The sequence below is a fragment of the Bradyrhizobium sp. WSM1417 genome, assembly GCF_000515415.1.
GTDB lineage: Bacteria > Pseudomonadota > Alphaproteobacteria > Rhizobiales > Xanthobacteraceae > Bradyrhizobium.
Genome location: NZ_KI911783.1, coordinates 5,914,275 through 5,932,569, shown reverse-complemented (window position 1 = coordinate 5,932,569; position 18,295 = coordinate 5,914,275). Strand labels below are relative to the sequence as shown.

Below are 18,295 nucleotides of genomic sequence, written 5' to 3'. Positions count from 1 at the left end.
CTCACGCGGCGAGCGGGATGGTGGCGGCGACGCTGAGTCCGCCTCGGGCGGGCAGGATCGAGATTGAGCCGCCGGCCGCTGCGACGCGCTCGCGGATGCCGGTGAGGCCGAAGCCCGCCGACTGCGCAACGCGTGCCGCGTCGCCGCCGCCATCGTCGTCGACACGGATCAGCAATGCATCGTCGTCGCCCGTGCGCCGCTCGACGTGCAGAGAAATCTCGCGTGCCGCGCCGTGGCGCAGCGCGTTGGTCAGGCATTCCTGCGCGACGCGATAGGCGGCAGTGGCAGCCGGGCCGCTGATGTCGGTGAGGTCGCCCTTAAGATCGAGCTGGATCGTCGGCCGCGCCGAGCTCTGCGAGCGCCAGCTATCCACCAAATTCACGAGGCTCGCCTCCAGTCCAAGCTCGGCGGGCAGGGGATTGCGCAGGCGCTTCAGCGCGTCGCGCAGCGAGGCCATCAGATGATGCGTGGCCTGCGAGATCATCCGCGCGTCCTGCACGATATCGTTTTGCTTGTCTGCCTTCGTGCTCGCCGTCTCGATGGTGTTGGCGAAGGCGAGGATGGCCGAGAGATTTTGTCCGAACTCGTCGTGCAGCTCGCGGGCGAGCGCGCGGCGTTCGTCGTCCCGGATCTCGATCAGGCGCCGCGTCAGCGCCGCGCGTTGCTCGGTCGCTTCCTCCAACCGGCCGCCGAGTTCGCCGACGGCGCTGCCGATCATCGCCAGCTCCATCGAGCGGAAGCGCGGCAGTTTCGTGCGATACTGACCGCGGGCCATGCGCTGCAAGGCGATCACGATCGTGCGCGCCGGCGCCAGCGCATGCGCGATCGCGAGCGAGGCCAGCAGCGCGATCGCCGCCGCCATCAAAAGCGCGACGTCGATCACGTTGAGGATGTACTCCCAGGCGAGCGAGATGGCGGCCGCTTCATCCGGCGTCGCGACCACTGCTCCGGCGGTCGCCGCGCGGGGACTGACGGGCCGTATCACTTCGGCATGGCTGCCGAGGAAGGTCGGCACAATCGACGCGAACCAGCGCGGCGGCGTCTTGCCGAGCCCCTCGCTCTGGCCGCAGAGCGGCTTTTCGAATGCGACGGCCGGTTGGAATTCGACGCAGACGCCGGGTGAGATCAGCTTCATCGTCTCCAGCGTGCGCCACTCCGGAACCGGCAGAAGCTGTTCGCGTGTTCTGCTGCTACGCAACAGGAATTCGTGCCAGTACAGGGCCTGCAGCGCCTGGGCGACCCGCTGCGCGGAGGCCGCAGTCGCCCGGTCGACGCTGCGATAGGCGTCGAACGTGGCCCAGATGGTCGCCGCCCCGAGGCAAAGCGCGACGATGAGAAGCAGACGGGCGACAAGCTGAAGCACAAGGCGCATGCGATCACCCCAAAGTTTGGTAAGGTCAGCCTAACAACGCCGCCGCGCCTTGCCAATTGCGAGGCACGGCAAGATGGCAGCTCGGGCAAATTTCCCAAGTCGGATTGGGCATGGCTCTTTGGACCGGGCGCGGCGGCTTTGATCTAATGGGCGGAATTTACGGCCAGGAGCAGTGCAGCATGAGTTCGATGACGATTGGGCCGATCGCGGGGCCCGCTGCCGACCCATCCGAGCGCAGCGCGCTCCTGTTCTGGATGATCTTCACCGGGCTTTCGATCTTCGCCGTCGTGCTGCTGTGGCGGTTCGGCCTGATCCGCCTGATGCTGACCTCGGACCGGACCTACATTTCCAGCGTGATCGCGCTGCTCTATGTCGTCACCTGCGGTCATTGCTTCCTGCGCACGCGGGCCATTGCCCGCGAGGGCGCGGCGGCCCGGCGCTGCCGCGCGGTGCTCGCGGCGCCCGAGGGCGGCAGGGCGCTTGACGCGGGGGCAGTCGCGCTGCCGAGCGGGCTGGTGCGGGACCACATCGAGAGCCTCGTGACCAAAGCTGCGGCGCAGGACTACCGCCCGGTCGACCAGACGCTGTTGCTGCGGACGCTCGCCGACCGGCTGCGCGGCTCCAACGGCTTCGGGGCTTTCGTCTCGGATACGCTGATGAAGCTCGGCCTGCTCGGCACCATCGTCGGTTTCATCATCATGCTGGCGCCGATCGCGGGGTTGGATGCCGCCGACAAGGTCGCGATGCGGTCCTCGATGGGGCTGATGAGCGACGGCATGGCGGTCGCGATGTACACGACGCTGGCGGGCCTGGTCGGTTCGATCCTGGTCCGCATCCAGTATTACATGCTGGATGCCGCGACCCAGAAGGTGTTCTCGGATGCGGTGGTGCTGACCGAGACCTATGTGACGCCGGTGCTTGAGCGCAAGGGTTCTGGAATCGCGCCATGATGGATGATTTCGGTCTCTATCCGCGCGAGGAGCCGTTCGATCCCCTTGGCGTGATGCTGTTCAAGGCGCTGCAGGTGATCGCTTTCCTGTTCTTCCTCGCGCTGCTCGCGGTCTCGCCGGACGCCAAGGACGGGAAGATCGACTCCAAGGCCGAGTTCATGATCACACTGGACTGGCCCGACAGCCACCCCGACGATCTCGACCTGTTCGTGCAGGATCCCGTGGGCAATATCGCCTGGTATCGCCACCGCGAGGCCGGCTTCCTCACGCTCGACCGCGACGATCGCGGCGGAGCCAACGATTTCATTGTGGTCAACGGCAAGAAGATTGCCTCGCCGATCCGCGAGGAGATCGTCACGGTGCGGGGCATCGTTCCCGGCGAATACACCGTCAATGTCTCACATTTCGTGGCGACGACCGGCGAGCCTGTGACGGCCAATGTGAAGGTGCAAAAACTCAATCCGACGGCGCAGGTGATCTTCGACAACAAGTTCACGGTCGATCACACCGGCGACGAGAAGACCGCGGTGCGGTTCCGGCTCGATGCCGAAGGCAAGGTCGTCAATGTGGACCAGCGGCCGAAATCGCTGCTCGAGACGTTCCGCAGCGGCTGGCGCAACGGCGCCGATCTCGACCCGAGCACCGGCGTGAGCAGGAACGCTGTGAGGGTGCGCCGTGACTAGCCTGCAGACGGTCATCCTCACGCTCTCGATAGCTTACGCCGTCATCGGCGCGCTGCTGCTGGTCGTGTTGGTCTATGCGCGGCTGCACTGGTCGATCAAGGCCGTTGCGGTGGTCGTGACCAGCGCCTTCTATGTCGTCAGCTTCACGGAAATGCGCGGGCTGCTCGGCTGGGCCAGCGCCGACCGGCTGCCGACCTCCTTCAAGCTGCTGAAGGCCCGCATCGTCGAGCCGCATTCGCTGGAAGGCGATCCCGGCTCGATCTATCTCTGGGTCGAGCAGCTCGACGATGACAATCGCCCGAGCGGCATACCGCGCGCCTTTCGTGTGCCCTACAATGACAGGCTGGCCGACAAGACCCATGCGGCGGAGAACGAGATCGCGCTGGGACATCCGCAAGGCGGCCGGGCTGCCGATTTCGGCGGCGGCGATGGCAGCCTCATCGACATGGTCAGGGAATATGTGACGCCCAAGACCATCCTGGAGACGAGCGGAGGCGATTCCTCGACCGGCGAATTCCTGGCGCCACCGGCCGGCGCGCAGGGCGCCGTGTTCACCCCGATTCCGCCGCCCCGGATGCCGCCGAAGGACGAGCAATAGGCTCTTCACCATCGCGACAGGGCAGCGCTGGCAAACCGCGCGCCGCTGGCGCATGTTCTTGACCTCCCTCAATTTGGCCTTATCGGCTCCCAATAAGGTTCGAGGGTGGAGGGTGCGTGCTTCTCGCGGTTTTCTCGGATATCCACGGCAATCGGCAGGCGTTCGAAGCGTGCCTGAAAGTCGCGCGGGCGCGTGGCGCCGAGCGGTTCATCCTGCTTGGCGACTTCGTGGGCTATGGGGCCGATCCGGAATGGGTAGTGGACACCGCGATGGAGCTGGTCGCCCAGGGCGCCGTCGCTGTGCGCGGCAATCATGACCAGGCGGTGAATTCCTCCGCCGAGACCATGAATGCCGAGGCGCAAATCGCGATCGAATGGACCCGCGGCCGGCTCGACACCGCGCAGCGGCGGTTCCTGGCGGAATTGCCGATGCTGGTGGAGGACGGCGATCGCCTGTTCGTGCATTCGGAAGCCTCCAGCCCCCGAAGCTGGCACTATGTCCGATCGACGACGGACGCCGCCAAGAGCCTGATCGCGACGCCAGCTCATGTCACCTTCTGCGGCCACATCCACCGCCCGGCGATCTATTCGATGTCGGTGACGGCGAAGATGTCGGGACTCGTGCCCAAGACCGAAGTCTCCGTACCGCTGCTGCGCGGGCGGCAATGGCTTGCGGTGCTCGGCTCGGTCGGCCAGCCCCGCGATAGCGATCCATCCGCAGCTTTCGCGCTGTTCGACACGGTCTCATGCCTGATCACCTATTGCCGCGCGCCCTATGATGTCGAGACGGCCGCGAACCGGATCCGTGAGAACGGCCTGCCGCACTGGCTCGCCGACCGGCTGTCGCAGGGGCGCTAGAGGCCGATGCCGAAACCCCTCGTCAAATCGGGCGCAGAGATCGACGGCTACACGATCGGCGAATGCGTCCATGCCGGCGGAATGGCGACGCTGTGGACGGTCACCCATCCCGGCATCGAGGTGCCGCTGCTGATGAAGATTCCGCGGGTGTCGGAGGGCGAGGACCCTGCGGCGATCGTCTCCTTCGAAATGGAGATGATGATCCTGCCGCGGCTGGCCGGGCCGCACGTGCCTTCATGTTTCGGCACCGGCGATTTCGCCCACCAGGCCTATGTCGTGATTGAGCGCATCTCCGGGACCACGCTCTACAAGCGGCTGCCCGACCTGCCGCTGCCGTATGACGAGGCGCGGCAACTCGTCGCCAGGATCGCGACGGGGCTGGCGGATTTGCACCGGCAGAACGTGATCCATCACGACATCAAGCCGAGCAGCATCATGTTCCGCGAGAGCGGCGAGGCGGTGCTGATCGACTATGGCCTGTCGCATCACAACCATCTGCCGGACCTGTTGCAGGAGGAATTCCGCCTGCCTTACGGCACCGCGCCCTATATGGCGCCGGAACGGCTGTCAGGGGTGCGCGACGATCCGCGCAGCGATCTGTTCTCGCTCGGCGTGCTGCTGTATTTTTTCACGACCGGCGAGCGGCCGTTCGGCGAGGGCGAGACGCTGCGTGCGATGCGGCGCCGGCTGTGGCGCGATCCGCACCCGCCGCGCGGCTTGCGCGCCGACTATCCGCCCTGGCTCCAGGAGGTGGTGCTGCGGTGCCTTGAGATCGAGCCGGTGCGGCGCTATCCGACGGCGTCGCAGCTCGCCTTCGATCTGACCCATCCGGACCAGATCAGGCTCACCACACGCTCGGAGCGAATGAAGCGCGATCCGTTAAGCGTCGCTTGGCGGCGCCGCTTCAACCAGGGCGTCATGCAGCCGCGCGCGAAATCGGATGTCGCAGCCCAGATCGCATCAAGCCCGATCCTCGCGGTCGCGCTCGACACGGTGGAAGGCGCCCCCGAGCTGAACGAAGCGTTGCGCGTCACCACCGAACGCATTCTCGCCACGCTGCCGTCGGCGCGGCTCGCATGTCTCAACGTGCTGAAGCTCAACCGCATCGCGATTGACAGGACGCTGGATGAGCAGGGCTCCAACAAGCATATCGACCGGTTGGTGGCGCTCAGACACTGGGCCACGCCGCTCAAGCTGGATGAGAGCCGGCTGTCGGCTCACGTGCTGGAAGCCGTCGATCCCGCCGCGGCCATCCTGGAGTTCTGCGAGGTCAACCACGTCGACCACGTCATCATCGGCGCGCGGCAGACCTCGTTCCGCCGCACGCTGCTCGGCAGCGTCTCGGCCAAGGTGGCCTCGGAAGCGGCCTGCACCGTCACCGTGGTACGGCCGCCGCGAATGGCTGCGGATGCGGGGGAAGAGGCCGGATAGGGCCGCGCTCTGGATCCTGGAAGGTTCAGGCCGCGTGAGCGGTGTGGACGGAGCGCTTGCGGCGGATCGGCCAGGAGAATTGCGGGCCGGGCTCGCCGTGATCCGCGCTACCGCCGAAGAACTGGATGATCTCGCGGCAGGGCTCGCAGTTGAACAGGTTACGCGACGCGGATGCCTTGGTCATTTCCTTCAGGCAGTTCGGGCAATGCGGCTTCATGTGCTTGGTCCAGAAAAGAATTCAATGCCGGCGCGGTGACCGGAGCGGGTGATCCAGGTCCGTCTCGGGCCCGGTGTCGTCGCGCATCTCGCCTTCGGTGCGTTCGAGCCGACCGAAGAAAAAATCGAGGTCAGGATGCGGGCGCCGCGGGATGCGGCACCGGCGCTTCGGCTGACGCTTCACGAGCGCGATCTGCATGGGGTCAGGCCCGATACCAGTCGCGACGGGCGATGCGGGCCGAGCGTACCGAGACCTTCACCGGTCCGGCTGATGGACCAAACACAACAAACGGACAAAAACCAAGCCACAACGCCACGCCAGTCCAAACCAGGGTCGTCGTCATGATGTGCTCCCGCGAAAACAGGCAAGAATCACTAGCGGTGATTTGCGCGAATCAGGGAAGCCCGGAGGAGTACGGATCAAGGTTGCAAATTTAGGCATTGCGCGCCGCAACACCCGTAGAAGCCGTACGTCTGCGGAGCCGAGCGGGCCCTCAGATCGCCTCGCCGCGTGCACCCGCGGCGGCGTTGCGGATTGCGGCGATGTTGGTCTTGTAGGCGGCCTGCGTGCCGCCCCTGAACACGGACGTGCCGGCGACGAAGGCGTTGGCCCCGGCTGCGGCCAGGGGACCTGCGACGTCGGCGCCGACGCCGCCGTCGACTTCGATGTCGATCGGACGGCCCGCCGTCATCGCGCGGATGTCGCGGATCTTGCCGATCGCGGAGGGGATGAAGGCTTGGCCGCCGAAGCCGGGATTGACCGACATCACCAGCACGAGGTCGACCAGGTCCAGAACGTATTCGAGTGCGCTGATCGGCGTGCCCGGATTGAGCGAAACGCCGGCCTTCTTGCCGAGAGCGCGGATCGCCTGAAGCGAGCGGTGCAGATGGGGACCGGCCTCGGCATGCACGGTGATGTGGTCGCAGCCGGCTTTCGCGAAGGCCTCCAGATAGGGATCGCAGGGCGAGATCATCAGATGCGCGTCGAAGATCTTCTTGGTGTGCGGGCGCATCGCCTTGATGACGTCGGGGCCATACGAGATGTTGGGAACGAAGTGCCCGTCCATGACGTCGAGATGGATCCAGTCGGCTCCGGCGGCGTCCACGGCGCGCACCTCCTCGCCAAGCCTGGAGAAATCCGAGGCCAGGATCGAGGGCGCGATTGCCAGGGGGCGGGGAGCGAAGGCTTGGGTCATGGCTGTTTCCCGTGGCGGCCGTGAAAGATGGACTCGCCTAACATGGGCCTCTCAGCCGGGCAATGCAGGGGCGGCGTGCTTCCTGTGGGCGGAAATTTCTGCCGCGACCGGCATGAATTGCCGGTGTTCCCGGCCGTGCAAAATGCGGTGAAAGCGGATTTCATTGAGCTTTTTGCGCTGGCACGGCGCTTGCTGACTTCACCTGAACAGAACATTGGCCGCGGCATGCCGCATCGGTTGGAGTTGTGCAATGTTGTTCGCTCTTGGGGCCGTATCGAGCGCGCTCGACGCGATCCAGTCGCTGACGAATTCGAAATCGTCCTCGTCGACGCAGAAGACGGGGTCCTCGCAAAAGCCTGCGACCAATCCGTTCGCGATCGAGAGTGGCAGCAACAGCACGACCGGCGCGACCTCGTCGGTCAATGCGGGCAAGACCCCGCAGATCTCGCCGGAGACCATGAACGCGCTGTTCGCCGCGCAGAGGCAGTCGGCGGACAGTACGAGCAGCACAGCGGGCTCGACGTTCTCGTCCTCGTCCTCGTCTTCGACGCGCCGCGACGCCGCTCTGAAGGATCTGTTCTCGCAGATCGATGGGGACGGTGACGGCAAGATCACCAAGTCGGAATTCGAGAATGCGCTCGGCGCCGGCGGCACCAACCTCGCGCAGGCCGGCGACGTGTTCTCGAAGCTGGATACGAATACCGACGGCAGCGTCAGCCTCGATGAGATGTCGAAGGCACTGAAGAGCGGCCATCGCGGCCACCATCACGCGCAAGGTGCGGGCGATGCGTCCGGCAGCGGTTCGAATTCCTCCTCGCCCTCCAGCGGCGGCTCGACCTCGACCTCGACGACCGGCGCCGACGGCTCGACCACCACCACCGTCACCTACGCCGACGGCTTCAAGATGTCGACGACGGTCCCGGGCGCCTCCAGCCCCCGTAATTCGGCGTACGATCTGTTCGCGCAGTTGATGCAGCGGCAGGGCGGGCAGGGACAAGGCGCCTCAGCGGCTGTCGGTTCGTCGATGTCGATGAGCGTGTAACCTTGCTCACGGCTAGCCGGCATATTCGTGCGTGATGTCACGGTAGAGATAACGGTCGCGGATTTCGTGGTTGAAGAACGTACCCTTTGAGCGCGCATTCCTGAACGCAGCGGCGACCTCGGGCGGAACCTCCTCGTAGACATAGAGGCGTCCGCTGACGAAAGTCACTTTCAGCTCGCGCGTCTCGGGCGCATAACGGAAAAACCGGATCACGGAAGACGGCATGGCGGTGCACCTTGGCCCGTTAGGGAAACGGAAACGCCGTGCCCACCGTTTCGTTTCTACTCGAACCGATTCTTCCACGCCGGCATTGCGCCGGCAAACGGCAGGGCCGTCGCATTGTAGACGCCGCGAGCGATCGCGCGTGCGACCACGTTGGCGGCGACGGTTCCCAGTTCGGTAAGGCCGACCAGCGGCTCGATCGGCTTCTCGCCAGTTGCGGCGGCGAACAGCACATCACCGTCGGTCGGGGCATGCACCGGATAAATCGCACGGGCGAACCCGGTATGCGCGATCATCGCAAGCCGCTTGGCCTGGGCCTTGGTCAGCGTGGCATCGGTGACGACGAGGCCGATCGTGGTGTTCTCACGCGCGCTCGCAGCAGGCCCGCCCTTGATACGCATCGCCAGCATGTCCGGCGTGAACGCGGACGGCAGGCCGCGCCCGCCGAACTCGCCGTTCTCCTCGAACGGCGCAGCCCAGAACCAAGGCCCCTCGCCAACGGTTGTGCTGCCGACCGCGTTGACGACCATGATCGCGGCGACCTTGATACCATTGGCCAGGACTGCGGAGGCCGATCCCAGTCCGCCCTTGAAGGTTGCGGTGGTGGCTCCAAGGCCGGCCCCGACGCTGCCCAGTGCGAAATCGTCGCTGGCTGCCAACGCTGCGGCGTAGCCGAGATCGCGATAGGGCGCGAAGCGTCCCCAGCTCTTGTCGCCACCGTTGAGCAGGTCGAAAACGATCGCGCCCGGGACGATCGGAATCACCGCCTCGCGAATCCGCAAGCCGCGGCCTTGTTCGGCGAGCCAGGCCTGGATGCCGCCGCCGGCGTCGATTCCAAAGGCGGAGCCGCCGGACAGCGCAATGGCGTCAACGCGATCGACGGTGCTGGCGAGGTCGAGCAACGCGTCTTCGCGCGTGCCGGGTCCGCCGCCGCGAACATCGATGGCCGCAACCGCGGGGGCGTCGAAGATGATCGCGGTCGTGCCAGTGGCAATTTTCGCATTCTCGGCATGGCCGACGCGGACGCCGGCGATATCGGTGAGAAGGTTTTTCAAGGCGGCTCCGCAGGCTGAAAGGCGTCCGCTTCAGCGATATCGCAGGGGCGCCGCAGGCTCAACCCGCGAGCGCGGTCCTCAGCATCTTGGCGAGCTCGGACTTGCGGTAGGGCTTTGCCAGCAGCAGCACGCCGGAATCGAGCCGCCCGTGATGGACGATGGCGTTCTCGGTGTAGCCCGAGGTGAACAGCGTCTTCAGGTCGGGGCGGCGGCGAGCCGCCTCATCGGCGAGCTGGCGACCATTCATGTTGCCGGGCATGATGACGTCCGTGAACAGCAGGTCGATGTCCTTGTCGGCGTCGATGATGACGAGGGCCTCGGCCGCGTTGGCGGCTTCGAGGGCGGTATAGCCCAGGCTCTTGATCTGGGTGACGACATATTGGCGCACCAGCGCGTCGTCCTCGACGATCAGGATCTTTTCGTGGCCGCCGGTGACGGGCGCGTTCTGGAGCGCCTCGAATTCGGTCTCCTGCACGCCGCTCGAGCGCGGCAGGTAGATCTTCACGCTCGTGCCGTGACCTTCCTCGCTGTAGATCTTGATGTGTCCGCCGGACTGCTTGACGAAGCCGAACACCATGCTGAGCCCGAGGCCGGTGCCCTTGCCGACCTCCTTGGTGGTGAAGAAGGGATCGAATACCCGGTCGATCAACTCCGGCGGGATTCCGGAGCCGGTATCGCTGACGGCGATCATGACGTAATTGCCAGCCACCACGTCGGGATTCATGCTGGCATAGCCGTCGTCAAGAAAGATGTTGCGGGTCTCCAGCACCAGCGTGCCGCCGTTGGGCATCGCATCTCGCGCGTTCAGCGCGAGATTGAGGATCGCGGTGGAAAGCTGGCCCGGGTCGATCAGTGCCGGCCACGCATCCTCGGTGAGTTGCGGCATGATGGTGATCTGCTCGCCGAGCGTGGGATGCAGGAGCTTTGCGGCCTCGAGCGTCAATGCGTTGACGTCGATTTCGCGCGGTTGGAGCGGCTGCTTGCGGGCGAAGGCGAGCAGATGCTTGGTCAGTTGCGCGCCGCGCTCGGCGGCGTCGTCGATCAGCTTGGTGATGGCGGCGAGCTCGGGACGATCAGCGACCGCGTCCGCCAAAATGCCGATCGTGCCGGTGATGACAGTCAGCACATTGTTGAAGTCGTGCGCGACACCGCCGGTCAATTGACCGATGGAATCCATCTTCTGGACGTGCCTGAACTGCGCCTCGGCGGCCTGCTTCTCGGTGAGGTCGCGGCCGATGAAGAAATGGCGCTTGACCGGCTCGGACCAGGTGCCCATCCAGTTCAGCGTGACCTCGTGACCGTCGTAGTGATAGTAGCGCGCCTCGAAGCTGCGCTTGACCGCGCCGCGCCGCGCCGCGCGCATCTCGTCGCGCGTCTTCTGGAGGTCGTCGGGATGAATGAACTCGGTGGCGCTGTGCCCGATCATGTCCTCCGGACTCAAGCCGAGAATAGTCTTCACGCTGGGGCTGACCTGGATGAAATTGCCAAAACCGTCGGTGACCAGGATCAGGTCCTGCGAGGTCTCGAAGATCCGCTGGCGCTCCTCGACCTCGCGGCGCAGTTTTTCTCGTGCCTGCTTCTCTTCCGTGATGTCGTGGGCGATCTTGGAAGCGCCGATGATCTGTCCGTTGGCTGATTTGAGCGGAGAAACGTTGAGAACGACGTCGAGCGGCCGGCCGTCCTTCCGAATTCGGACCGTTTCATGCTGGGCGATCGTTTCATTGCCGCCGACCCTGTTCAGGATACCCCTGACCTCGGCCTTGCGGTCCTCCGGCACGATGATGTCGATCGGCTGGCCGATGGCCTCCGCGGCGGCATAGCCGAACAGATGTTCGGCGGCCTTGTTCCAGCCCGTGATGACACCGTCGAGGGTCTTCGTAATGATGGCATCATTGGCGGATTCGACGACGGCCCCGTACAGCGCCAGGCGCTTGCCATAATAGTCGCGATCCAATGCCGACTGCTGGCGCAACCTGCCGACGAGCCCCAGAGTGTGCGCCTGGAGGCGGACATTTTCGATCAAAAGCACTGCGAGCACGAAGGTCGCCGCGCAGAGGCCGTAGACGCGGCCGGCGTAGAAGCCGAGATCGAAGCGCGCGACGTTGACGATCGCCGACAGCGCGATGTCGAACAGCCAGGCGCACATCACCACCATGAGCCAGACGTCGATGACCGAATGCGGACGGCGGAACCACAGCGAGACCAGCGCGGCAAAGCTCAAGGACCAGACAAACGCCACCACGCCGATCATGATCTGCGTGTAACGGCCATCGCGCAGCAGGACCGGAAGCAGGTCGTGCTGGGCAGTGACGATCCAGGTCAAGACGATCATGACCGCGGCGACGCCGGCCGCGCTGGCGTAGATCGCCTTGCTTGCCGAGCCCGCGATCCGGGCGCCGCCGTCGGCCTCCTTCAGCCAGGCATAGGCCAGCACGCAGAGCGGGAAGCCGCCGTGCCAGATCATGTAGAGCCAGACCGTGGTCTGCTGGTTGGCTCCCAGCAGCCCGGTCGGCGAAAAAAGTCCGGGGAAGGTGAGGGCATGGACCACGGCCGCGGCAGCGGTGAACAGATAGCCCGTCGCGAGCACGAGCAGCGCGCGGGTCCTGAGCACCGCAAACTGCGACAGCAGCAGGACCGCGGTGACGATGTCCGCGACGACGAGCGCGGATTGATAGCTCGCGACGAAGGCTGGCACGGGCAGCAGCGGGATACCTGCGAAGGGCACGGCCACTGCGAACAGGATCGATGAGATGCCCACGATCGCCAATGCTGCAGTGCGATCTTTCGGGGTGGCCGGCAGCGTCGAAAGGAATGTGCTCCGATCGGTCGGCGCGGACACGTGCAGCTCTCGCAGATCGGTCTTGAGCATCTTTGCCAATCTCATTTGGCCCAATCAATTTTGGTCCATGGTAGCGGGTTCTGGGCACGCATCATGACAAAACCCACCGCGACTCAACCGAAGGTTACAGTTTACTTAATTTTGTGGAGAACGCGCACGGGGGATCGGGTAAGATGCGCTTTACTGGACGGTGCCATAATGCTCTCCCGCTGCTACGGGTTCCAGGTTTGAATCACGCATTTTGAATTCAGGATCCGGGAGTTGTTCCCTATGCCCCGCGTTCTCATCATCGACGACCAGAAGGACGTCCGTGCGATGGTCGCGATCGTGCTGCGCGTCAACCGTTACGACGTCGTTGAGGCCGATAGCGGCGCAGCCGGGGTGAAAGCCTTCACCGAGACCTGCTTCGACGCGGCAATCGTGGACATTTTCCTTGGCGATACCAACGGCGTCGAGGTCATCACGACGCTGCGCGAGCTTGCACCGAACCTCCCAGTCGTTGCCGTGTCGGGGATGACGGCGCTGGACTTCATGGAACAATCGCCCCACCTCGCCAACGTGGTCTGCCTGCAAAAGCCGTTTCGGCCAAACGATCTTCTTCAAGCACTAAGGAACGCCCAAGCCGCGGCGGATGGCGCGCTGCCTGCAGCCGTCTGACCCTGACGCAGGAAGAAACGCCCCGGGGCAAGCCGGGGCGCGATGATGATTAGAGGAGGCCTTCAGGCCCCGGCAACCGTGCTTAGGTGCCGTTGCCGCTGATCGCGGCGTAGCCGCCCTTGGCGTCCCACTTGTAGACGACGTAATCGAGCTGCTTGATGTCGCCCTTGGCGTCATACTCGATCGGCCCGATCACGGTGTCCCACTTCCCGGCCTTGATGGCCGCCATGACCTTCTTGGCATCGGTGGTGCCGGCCTTCTTGGCCGCCTGCGACCAGACCTGCATCGCCGCATAGGTGTAGAGCGTGTAGCCCTCGGGGTCGATGTTCTTGGCCTTGAAAGCCTCGACGATCTTCTTCGCGGTCGGCTTATTGCGCGGATCGGGGCCGAAGGTGAACAGCGTGCCTTCGCCGGCAGGGCCGGTGATGGAGGCATATTCCTTGTCGGCGAGCGCGTCGCCGGCCATCAGCACGGTCTTGAGGCCCTGGTCGCGCATCTGGCGCAGGATCAGGCCGCTCTCCTGATGGTAGCCCCCGACATAGACGAGATCGATGTTGTCGCGCTTCAGCCGCGAGACGATCGCGTTGAAGTCCTTGTCGCCCTTGTTGTAGGACTCGTACATCTTCTCGGTGACGCCGGCCTTGTTGAGCGCTTTCTTGGTCTCGTCCGCAAGACCCTTGCCGTAGGTGGTCTTGTCGTTGAGGATGGCGATGTTCTTGCCCTTGTAGTTCTTGGCGATGTACTGGGCGGCGACCAGGCCCTGCTGGTCGTCACGGCCGCAGACGCGCGCCACGTTCCACAGTCCGCTATCGGTGAACTTCGGATTGGTGGAGGCGGGAGTAATCTGGAGCACGTTGCCGTCGGCATAGGCTTCCGAAGCCGGGATCGACGACGACGAGCAATAATGCCCGGCCACGAAGGGGATCTTCGCGCCGGCGATCTTCTCTGCGATCGAGCGCGCCTGCTTCGGGTCGCAGGCGTCGTCCTCGACGGACAGCGCGAGCTTCTTGCCGTTGAGGCCGCCGGCGGCGTTGATGTCGGCTACGGCCATCTCGGCGCCGTTCTTCATTTGGCGGCCGAAAGCGGACTCGCCGCCGGTCATCGGACCTGCGACTGCGACGGTGACATCCTGCGCGAATGCCGCGCTCGACAGCGCAATCGACGCGCCGAATGCCAGACCGATGAGCTTCAGTGATTTCATGAGATACCTCGAGGGTGGTCGCCTGTGGAAGTTACCGGGCATGCCCGGTTCAAACCGGCGCCATTCTTGAATGAATTCGAGGAGAAGTCACCGGCAAAATACGGGCATGGGCAGAGATATCTCGCCACATTCGGCAGCATGGGTTCGTCTTTGGGGCCTCAGCCGTGCCGGCCGCCTTCCAGGTAGGCGGCGCGAATCTCGGGGCGCTGCAACAACTCGGCACCGGTCCCGGCCAGGGTGATCAGGCCATTGACCATGACATAGCCGCGATGGGCGAGCTTGAGCGCGTGGTTGGCGTTCTGCTCGACGATCAGCACGGTCAGGCCGTCCTGGCGGTTCAGGGTGCGGATCGCATCGAAAATCTGGCGCGCGATCAGCGGCGCCAGACCAAGCGAGGGCTCGTCGAGCAGGAGCAGGCGAGGACGGCTCATCAAGGCGCGGCCGATGGCCAGCATCTGCTGCTCGCCGCCGGACAGGGTTCCGCCACGCTGCGCGTAGCGTTCCTTCAGCCGCGGAAACAGCGTGAACACGCGTTGTAGCGTCGCCTCGCGTTCCGCGTCAGTGCATTCGGTGGCGTCCGCCCCCATCTGGAGATTTTCCGCCACGCTCATGCGCGGGAAGATGCGGCGGCCTTCCGGCGATTGCGCGATGCGCAAATGCGCGATCTCGTGGGTGGGCACTTCGGTGATGTCACGGCCTTCGTACAGGATCTGGCCGGCGCGGGCGCGCGGCTTGCCGAAGATCGTCATCATCAGCGTCGACTTGCCGGCACCGTTGGCGCCGATCAGCGCCACGATCTCGCCGGCAGTGATCTCGAGGTCGACGCCCTTCAGCGCCTCGATCTTGCCGTAGGCGGCGCGAAGGCCGCGGATCGCGAGCAGGGCAGTGGGCGACGTCACGACCCGCCCTCCATCACGGCCGCCGCCTCTTCCTCATCGGTGCCGAGATAGGCGGCGATCACCTTTGGATCGTCGCGAACCTCGCGCGGGGAGCCTTCAGAGATCTTCACACCGTGGTCCATCACAACGATGTGGTCGGAGATCTCCATCACCACAGACATGTCGTGCTCGATCAGCAGGATCGAGGTGCCGAGTTCGTTGCGGATCGACAGCAGCAGCTCGCTCAGGGCGGCACTCTCGCGCGCATTGAGGCCGGCGGCGGGTTCGTCCAGGCACAGGAGCGCCGGCTCGGTGCACATCGCGCGTGCGATCTCGAGCCGTCGCTGGTCGCCATAGGCAAAATTACCGGCGGCATCGTCGGCGCGATCGAGCAGATTGACCCGCTTGAGCCAGTCGGTGGCGAGATCGATCGCCCGCTTCTCGGCGTCGCGGTAGACGGGCGCGCCAACGAGCCCGAGCAAGGTGAAGCCGGAGGCGCGCATCAGCGCGTTGTGCTGCGCCACCATCAGGTTTTCCAGCGCGGTCATGCCGGGAAACAGGCGGATGTTCTGGAAGGTGCGCGCGACTTTGGCCTGCTTGGCGATGCGGAAATCGTTCAGCCGCTCCAGCGCGATCACCTTGCCATCGTCATGGCTGAGGCGGATGGCGCCGCCGCTCGGCTTGTAGAACCCGGTGATGCAGTTGAACACCGTCGTCTTACCGGCGCCGTTGGGTCCGATCAGCGCGGTGATCTTGTTCCGCTCGGCGGCAAACGACAGGTCCTGCACCGCGACGATGCCGCCGAAGCGCATGGTGAGCCGGTCGACCTCGAGAATCTGGTCGCGGCTCATCCGTGCCCCTCCTTGACGAGGTCGGATGAGATCGCGTGGGCCTTGGTCAGATATACGGTCGGCGCGCGATGCCCGATCAGGCCGCGCGGCCGCCAGATCATGATCAGCACCATGGCCATGCCGAACACCAGCATGCGATAGCTCTCGAGGCTGCGGAACAGCTCGAAACCGCCGATCATGGCGAGCGCGGAGAGCGCAACCCCAAGCTGCGAGCCCATGCCGCCGAGCACGACGATGGCGAGCACCAGCGCCGATTCCTGGAAGGTGAAGGATTCCGGGCTGATGAAGCCCTGGCGGGTCGCGAAGAACGCCCCGGCAAAGCCGCCGAACATCGCACCGGTCGCGAATGCCGTGAGCTTGGTAGTCGTGGTGTTGATGCCGAGCGCGCGGCAGGCGACCTCGTCCTCGCGTAGGGCTTCCCAGGCGCGGCCGATCGGCAGGCGGCGCAGCCGGATCGTCACCCAGTTGGTGAGCAGCGCGAGCGCCAGGATCAGGTAGAACAGGAAGACGATGCGGTGGGTCGGCGAATATTCGATGCCGAGCCTGGCGGCGAGCCCGTTGTCGCTGTTGTCGAGCGGGATGCCGAAGAACGAGGGGCGGGGAATGCTGGAGACGCCGTTGGGACCGCCAGTCAGATCCTGCCAATTGATGATGACGAGGCGGATGATCTCGCCGAAGGCGAGCGTCACGATCGCGAGATAGTCGCCGCGCAGGCGCAGCACGGGAAAGCCGAGCAGCACGCCCCAGAATGCGGCGAGGACGCCCGCTAGCGGCAGGCAGATCCAGAATGACCAGCCGAAATTGGTCGCAAGCAGCGCGTAGGAATAGGCGCCGACCGCATAGAAGGCGACGTAGCCGAGATCGAGCAGGCCGGCGAGGCCAACCACGACGTTCAACCCCCAGCCCAGCATCACATAGGTGAGCACGAGGATGGCGAGATCGAGGATGTAGCGCTGGTCATAGAAGATCACGGGCACCAGCAGCGTGAAGATCAGGAGCGCCGGTGCGAGATAGCGGCCGAGGAACGACATTCCGCTCTGCACCGCCGGCGGCACCAGCTTCTCAGCGCCGCTCGGACCGATCCATTGCTTGAGCAGCTCGAGCATGATCGAGCCGCCGAATACTGCGGCAACGAGGGAGGCGACCTCGCCGAAGCGCGTCCAATAGGTGAGCTGGCCGTCGGAACCGGCTTCGGTGCGGACTCCGACCATCAGCGAGAACAGCACCAGCGCGATCAGTGCGTTGACGCCGGCGGTCTTCAGGAGAGCGGGGATGCCCGATGCAGCTTTGGCCGTATTGATCGAGGGAGTGTTCACGCGCGCGTCCCGTCAGACTTTTTCGACTTCGGGGCGGCCGAGCAGGCCGGTCGGCATGAAGATCAGCACGACGATCAGGATCGAGAACGCGGCGACGTCCTTGTACTCGACCGAGAAATAGGCCGACCAGAACGTCTCGATCAGCCCGATCGCGAGCCCCCCGAGCATGGCGCCAGGGAGCGAGCCGATGCCGCCGAGTACGGCCGCGGTGAACGCCTTGATGCCGGCGACGAAGCCCATGAAGAAATCGACCAGGCCGTAATAGAGCAGGTACATCAGCCCGGCCACTGCGGCGAGCGCAGCGCCGATCACGAAAGTCATGGAGATGGTGCGGTCGACGTTGACGCCGAGCAGCGCCGCCATGGTCTGGTCCTGCTCGCAGGCGCGCATGTCGCGCCCGAGCCGTGTGCGCGACACCAGCCAGGTGAAGATCGCCAGCAGCACGATGGTGGTGATGACCACCACGATCTGGATGTTGGAGAGCTGGATGACGAAGCCATCGGCGCTCTCGTGCAGCGTATATCCGCCGGTGATCACTGGCGGCACTGGCTTCACCCGTGCGCCTTGCGCCACCTGCGAATAGTTGGTCAGCACGAACGACATGCCGATCGCCGACAGCATCGGCGCGAGGCGGAAGGAGTGGCGCAGCGGACGGTAGGCGATGCGCTCGATGGTCCAGCCATACAGGGCGGTGACCGCCATCGAGACCAGGATCACGATCAACAGGATCACCGGGACCGCAGTCAGGCCGGTCGAGACCAGGAGAAGGAAGGTGATCAGCGCGATGAAGCCGCCGATCATGAAGACATCGCCATGGGCGAAGTTGATCATGCCGACGATGCCGTAGACCATCGTGTAGCCGATCGCGATCAGCCCGTAGATCGAGCCGAGCACGAGGCCGTTGATGAGCTGCTGGGCGAAATAATCCATA

General features: G+C 64.9%; 20 protein-coding genes. 7 read left to right on the top strand and 13 right to left on the bottom strand.

The features are described 5' to 3' along the window. Nucleotide 1: 1 nt before the first annotated feature. Nucleotides 2-1,372 carry a sensor histidine kinase gene (locus tag BRA1417_RS0129205; RefSeq protein WP_027518819.1) on the bottom strand — a complete coding sequence of 457 codons (1,371 nt, stop codon included), beginning with the start codon at nucleotides 1,370-1,372 and terminating at the stop codon, nucleotides 2-4. 179 nt (nucleotides 1,373-1,551) lie between these two features. Here BRA1417_RS0129205 and BRA1417_RS0129200 point away from each other — a divergent pair, with 179 nt between their 5' ends. The 5 genes from BRA1417_RS0129200 (at nucleotide 1,552) to BRA1417_RS0129180 (ending at nucleotide 5,891) form a co-directional block, all read left to right on the top strand. Then, a complete protein-coding gene (locus BRA1417_RS0129200) occupies nucleotides 1,552-2,322 on the top strand; it encodes a MotA/TolQ/ExbB proton channel family protein (RefSeq protein ID WP_027518818.1) in 771 nt (256 codons plus the stop codon). Continuing rightward, a complete protein-coding gene (locus BRA1417_RS0129195; protein WP_027518817.1) occupies nucleotides 2,319-3,005 on the top strand; it encodes a hypothetical protein in 687 nt (228 codons plus the stop codon). The genes BRA1417_RS0129200 and BRA1417_RS0129195 overlap by 4 nt, the downstream gene beginning before the upstream one ends. After that, complete coding sequence (locus BRA1417_RS0129190; RefSeq protein ID WP_027518816.1) at nucleotides 2,998-3,603, top strand: hypothetical protein; 606 nt, start codon at nucleotides 2,998-3,000, stop codon at nucleotides 3,601-3,603. Before BRA1417_RS0129195 ends, BRA1417_RS0129190 begins: the two co-directional genes overlap by 8 nt. A 116-nt stretch (nucleotides 3,604-3,719) precedes the next feature. Further along, nucleotides 3,720-4,460: a metallophosphoesterase gene (locus tag BRA1417_RS0129185; RefSeq protein WP_027518815.1), complete on the top strand. Its 741-nt coding sequence runs from the start codon at nucleotides 3,720-3,722 to the stop codon at nucleotides 4,458-4,460. Nucleotides 4,461-4,466: 6 nt separating this feature from the next. Then, nucleotides 4,467-5,891 (top strand): bifunctional serine/threonine-protein kinase/universal stress protein, encoded by a 1,425-nt coding sequence (locus BRA1417_RS0129180; RefSeq protein ID WP_027518814.1) that lies wholly within the window; start codon nucleotides 4,467-4,469, stop codon nucleotides 5,889-5,891. A gap of 25 nt (nucleotides 5,892-5,916) precedes the next feature. Here the strand turns inward: BRA1417_RS0129180 and BRA1417_RS0129175 are convergent, their stop codons facing one another. The 4 genes from BRA1417_RS0129175 to rpe form a co-directional block, all read right to left on the bottom strand. Next, nucleotides 5,917-6,108 (bottom strand): hypothetical protein, encoded by a 192-nt coding sequence (locus BRA1417_RS0129175; RefSeq protein ID WP_007602380.1) that lies wholly within the window; start codon nucleotides 6,106-6,108, stop codon nucleotides 5,917-5,919. 21 nt (nucleotides 6,109-6,129) lie between these two features. After that, nucleotides 6,130-6,306: a hypothetical protein gene (locus tag BRA1417_RS45030; RefSeq protein ID WP_198034867.1), complete on the bottom strand. Its 177-nt coding sequence runs from the start codon at nucleotides 6,304-6,306 to the stop codon at nucleotides 6,130-6,132. Between the two features lie 4 nt (nucleotides 6,307-6,310). Continuing rightward, a complete protein-coding gene (locus BRA1417_RS45025; protein WP_198034866.1) occupies nucleotides 6,311-6,451 on the bottom strand; it encodes a hypothetical protein in 141 nt (46 codons plus the stop codon). Between the two features lie 150 nt (nucleotides 6,452-6,601). Next, nucleotides 6,602-7,303, bottom strand: a complete 702-nt coding sequence (gene rpe, locus BRA1417_RS0129165; protein ID WP_027518813.1) for a ribulose-phosphate 3-epimerase — start codon at nucleotides 7,301-7,303, stop codon at nucleotides 6,602-6,604. A 250-nt stretch (nucleotides 7,304-7,553) separates the two neighbouring features. Here rpe and BRA1417_RS0129160 point away from each other — a divergent pair, with 250 nt between their 5' ends. Continuing rightward, nucleotides 7,554-8,345 carry an EF-hand domain-containing protein gene (locus BRA1417_RS0129160; RefSeq protein ID WP_027518812.1) on the top strand — a complete coding sequence of 264 codons (792 nt, stop codon included), beginning with the start codon at nucleotides 7,554-7,556 and terminating at the stop codon, nucleotides 8,343-8,345. Nucleotides 8,346-8,357: 12 nt separating this feature from the next. Here BRA1417_RS0129160 and BRA1417_RS0129155 read toward each other — a convergent pair whose 3' ends face one another. Genes BRA1417_RS0129155 through BRA1417_RS0129145 form a run of 3 tightly spaced genes read right to left on the bottom strand, consistent with a single transcriptional unit; the run spans nucleotide 8,358 to nucleotide 12,491 of the window. Next, nucleotides 8,358-8,570 carry a KTSC domain-containing protein gene (locus tag BRA1417_RS0129155; protein ID WP_027518811.1) on the bottom strand — a complete coding sequence of 71 codons (213 nt, stop codon included), beginning with the start codon at nucleotides 8,568-8,570 and terminating at the stop codon, nucleotides 8,358-8,360. A gap of 56 nt (nucleotides 8,571-8,626) precedes the next feature. After that, nucleotides 8,627-9,622 carry a P1 family peptidase gene (locus BRA1417_RS0129150; RefSeq protein WP_027518810.1) on the bottom strand — a complete coding sequence of 332 codons (996 nt, stop codon included), beginning with the start codon at nucleotides 9,620-9,622 and terminating at the stop codon, nucleotides 8,627-8,629. Between the two features lie 58 nt (nucleotides 9,623-9,680). Then, entirely contained in the window at nucleotides 9,681-12,491 is a 2,811-nt protein-coding gene (locus BRA1417_RS0129145) for a PAS domain S-box protein (RefSeq protein WP_027518809.1), read from the bottom strand. A gap of 240 nt (nucleotides 12,492-12,731) precedes the next feature. On the opposite strand from BRA1417_RS0129145, the gene BRA1417_RS0129140 reads away from it, so the two are divergent. After that, nucleotides 12,732-13,118, top strand: a complete 387-nt coding sequence (locus tag BRA1417_RS0129140; RefSeq protein ID WP_027518808.1) for a response regulator — start codon at nucleotides 12,732-12,734, stop codon at nucleotides 13,116-13,118. Between the two features lie 82 nt (nucleotides 13,119-13,200). Here BRA1417_RS0129140 and BRA1417_RS0129135 read toward each other — a convergent pair whose 3' ends face one another. The 5 genes from BRA1417_RS0129135 to BRA1417_RS0129115 form a co-directional block, all read right to left on the bottom strand. After that, nucleotides 13,201-14,319 carry a branched-chain amino acid ABC transporter substrate-binding protein gene (locus BRA1417_RS0129135; protein ID WP_007602405.1) on the bottom strand — a complete coding sequence of 373 codons (1,119 nt, stop codon included), beginning with the start codon at nucleotides 14,317-14,319 and terminating at the stop codon, nucleotides 13,201-13,203. Between the two features lie 158 nt (nucleotides 14,320-14,477). Continuing rightward, the gene (locus BRA1417_RS0129130; protein ID WP_027518807.1) at nucleotides 14,478-15,218 is read right to left on the bottom strand and encodes an ABC transporter ATP-binding protein; all 741 of its coding nucleotides are present in this window, start codon (nucleotides 15,216-15,218) and stop codon (nucleotides 14,478-14,480) included. Further along, nucleotides 15,215-16,048, bottom strand: coding sequence for an ABC transporter ATP-binding protein (locus BRA1417_RS0129125; protein WP_027518806.1), 834 nt, complete (start codon nucleotides 16,046-16,048; stop codon nucleotides 15,215-15,217). Before BRA1417_RS0129125 ends, BRA1417_RS0129130 begins: the two co-directional genes overlap by 4 nt. Further along, nucleotides 16,045-17,364 (bottom strand): high-affinity branched-chain amino acid ABC transporter permease LivM, encoded by a 1,320-nt coding sequence (gene livM, locus BRA1417_RS0129120; RefSeq protein WP_027518805.1) that lies wholly within the window; start codon nucleotides 17,362-17,364, stop codon nucleotides 16,045-16,047. Before livM ends, BRA1417_RS0129125 begins: the two co-directional genes overlap by 4 nt. 12 nt (nucleotides 17,365-17,376) lie before the next feature. Then, complete coding sequence (locus tag BRA1417_RS0129115; RefSeq protein ID WP_007602412.1) at nucleotides 17,377-18,294, bottom strand: branched-chain amino acid ABC transporter permease; 918 nt, start codon at nucleotides 18,292-18,294, stop codon at nucleotides 17,377-17,379. Between the last annotated feature and the right edge of the window lies 1 nt (nucleotide 18,295).

Bases quoted from the DNA above. Each gene is read 5' to 3' on its own strand.
- BRA1417_RS0129155 (WP_027518811.1), bottom strand. From the start codon at position 8,570: ATGCCGTCTTCCGTGATCCGGTTTTTCCGTTATGCGCCCGAGACGCGC.
- BRA1417_RS0129140 (WP_027518808.1), top strand. From the start codon at position 12,732: ATGCCCCGCGTTCTCATCATCGACGACCAGAAGGACGTCCGTGCGATG.
- rpe (WP_027518813.1), bottom strand. From the start codon at position 7,303: ATGACCCAAGCCTTCGCTCCCCGCCCCCTGGCAATCGCGCCCTCGATC.
- BRA1417_RS0129145 (WP_027518809.1), bottom strand. From the start codon at position 12,491: ATGCTCAAGACCGATCTGCGAGAGCTGCACGTGTCCGCGCCGACCGAT.
- BRA1417_RS0129125 (WP_027518806.1), bottom strand. From the start codon at position 16,048: ATGAGCCGCGACCAGATTCTCGAGGTCGACCGGCTCACCATGCGCTTC.
- BRA1417_RS0129135 (WP_007602405.1), bottom strand. From the start codon at position 14,319: ATGAAATCACTGAAGCTCATCGGTCTGGCATTCGGCGCGTCGATTGCG.
- BRA1417_RS0129175 (WP_007602380.1), bottom strand. From the start codon at position 6,108: ATGAAGCCGCATTGCCCGAACTGCCTGAAGGAAATGACCAAGGCATCC.
- BRA1417_RS0129180 (WP_027518814.1), top strand. From the start codon at position 4,467: ATGCCGAAACCCCTCGTCAAATCGGGCGCAGAGATCGACGGCTACACG.
- BRA1417_RS45030 (WP_198034867.1), bottom strand. From the start codon at position 6,306: ATGCAGATCGCGCTCGTGAAGCGTCAGCCGAAGCGCCGGTGCCGCATC.
- BRA1417_RS0129195 (WP_027518817.1), top strand. From the start codon at position 2,319: ATGATGGATGATTTCGGTCTCTATCCGCGCGAGGAGCCGTTCGATCCC.
- BRA1417_RS0129115 (WP_007602412.1), bottom strand. From the start codon at position 18,294: ATGGATTATTTCGCCCAGCAGCTCATCAACGGCCTCGTGCTCGGCTCG.
- BRA1417_RS0129160 (WP_027518812.1), top strand. From the start codon at position 7,554: ATGTTGTTCGCTCTTGGGGCCGTATCGAGCGCGCTCGACGCGATCCAG.
- BRA1417_RS0129200 (WP_027518818.1), top strand. From the start codon at position 1,552: ATGAGTTCGATGACGATTGGGCCGATCGCGGGGCCCGCTGCCGACCCA.
- BRA1417_RS45025 (WP_198034866.1), bottom strand. From the start codon at position 6,451: ATGACGACGACCCTGGTTTGGACTGGCGTGGCGTTGTGGCTTGGTTTT.
- BRA1417_RS0129205 (WP_027518819.1), bottom strand. From the start codon at position 1,372: ATGCGCCTTGTGCTTCAGCTTGTCGCCCGTCTGCTTCTCATCGTCGCG.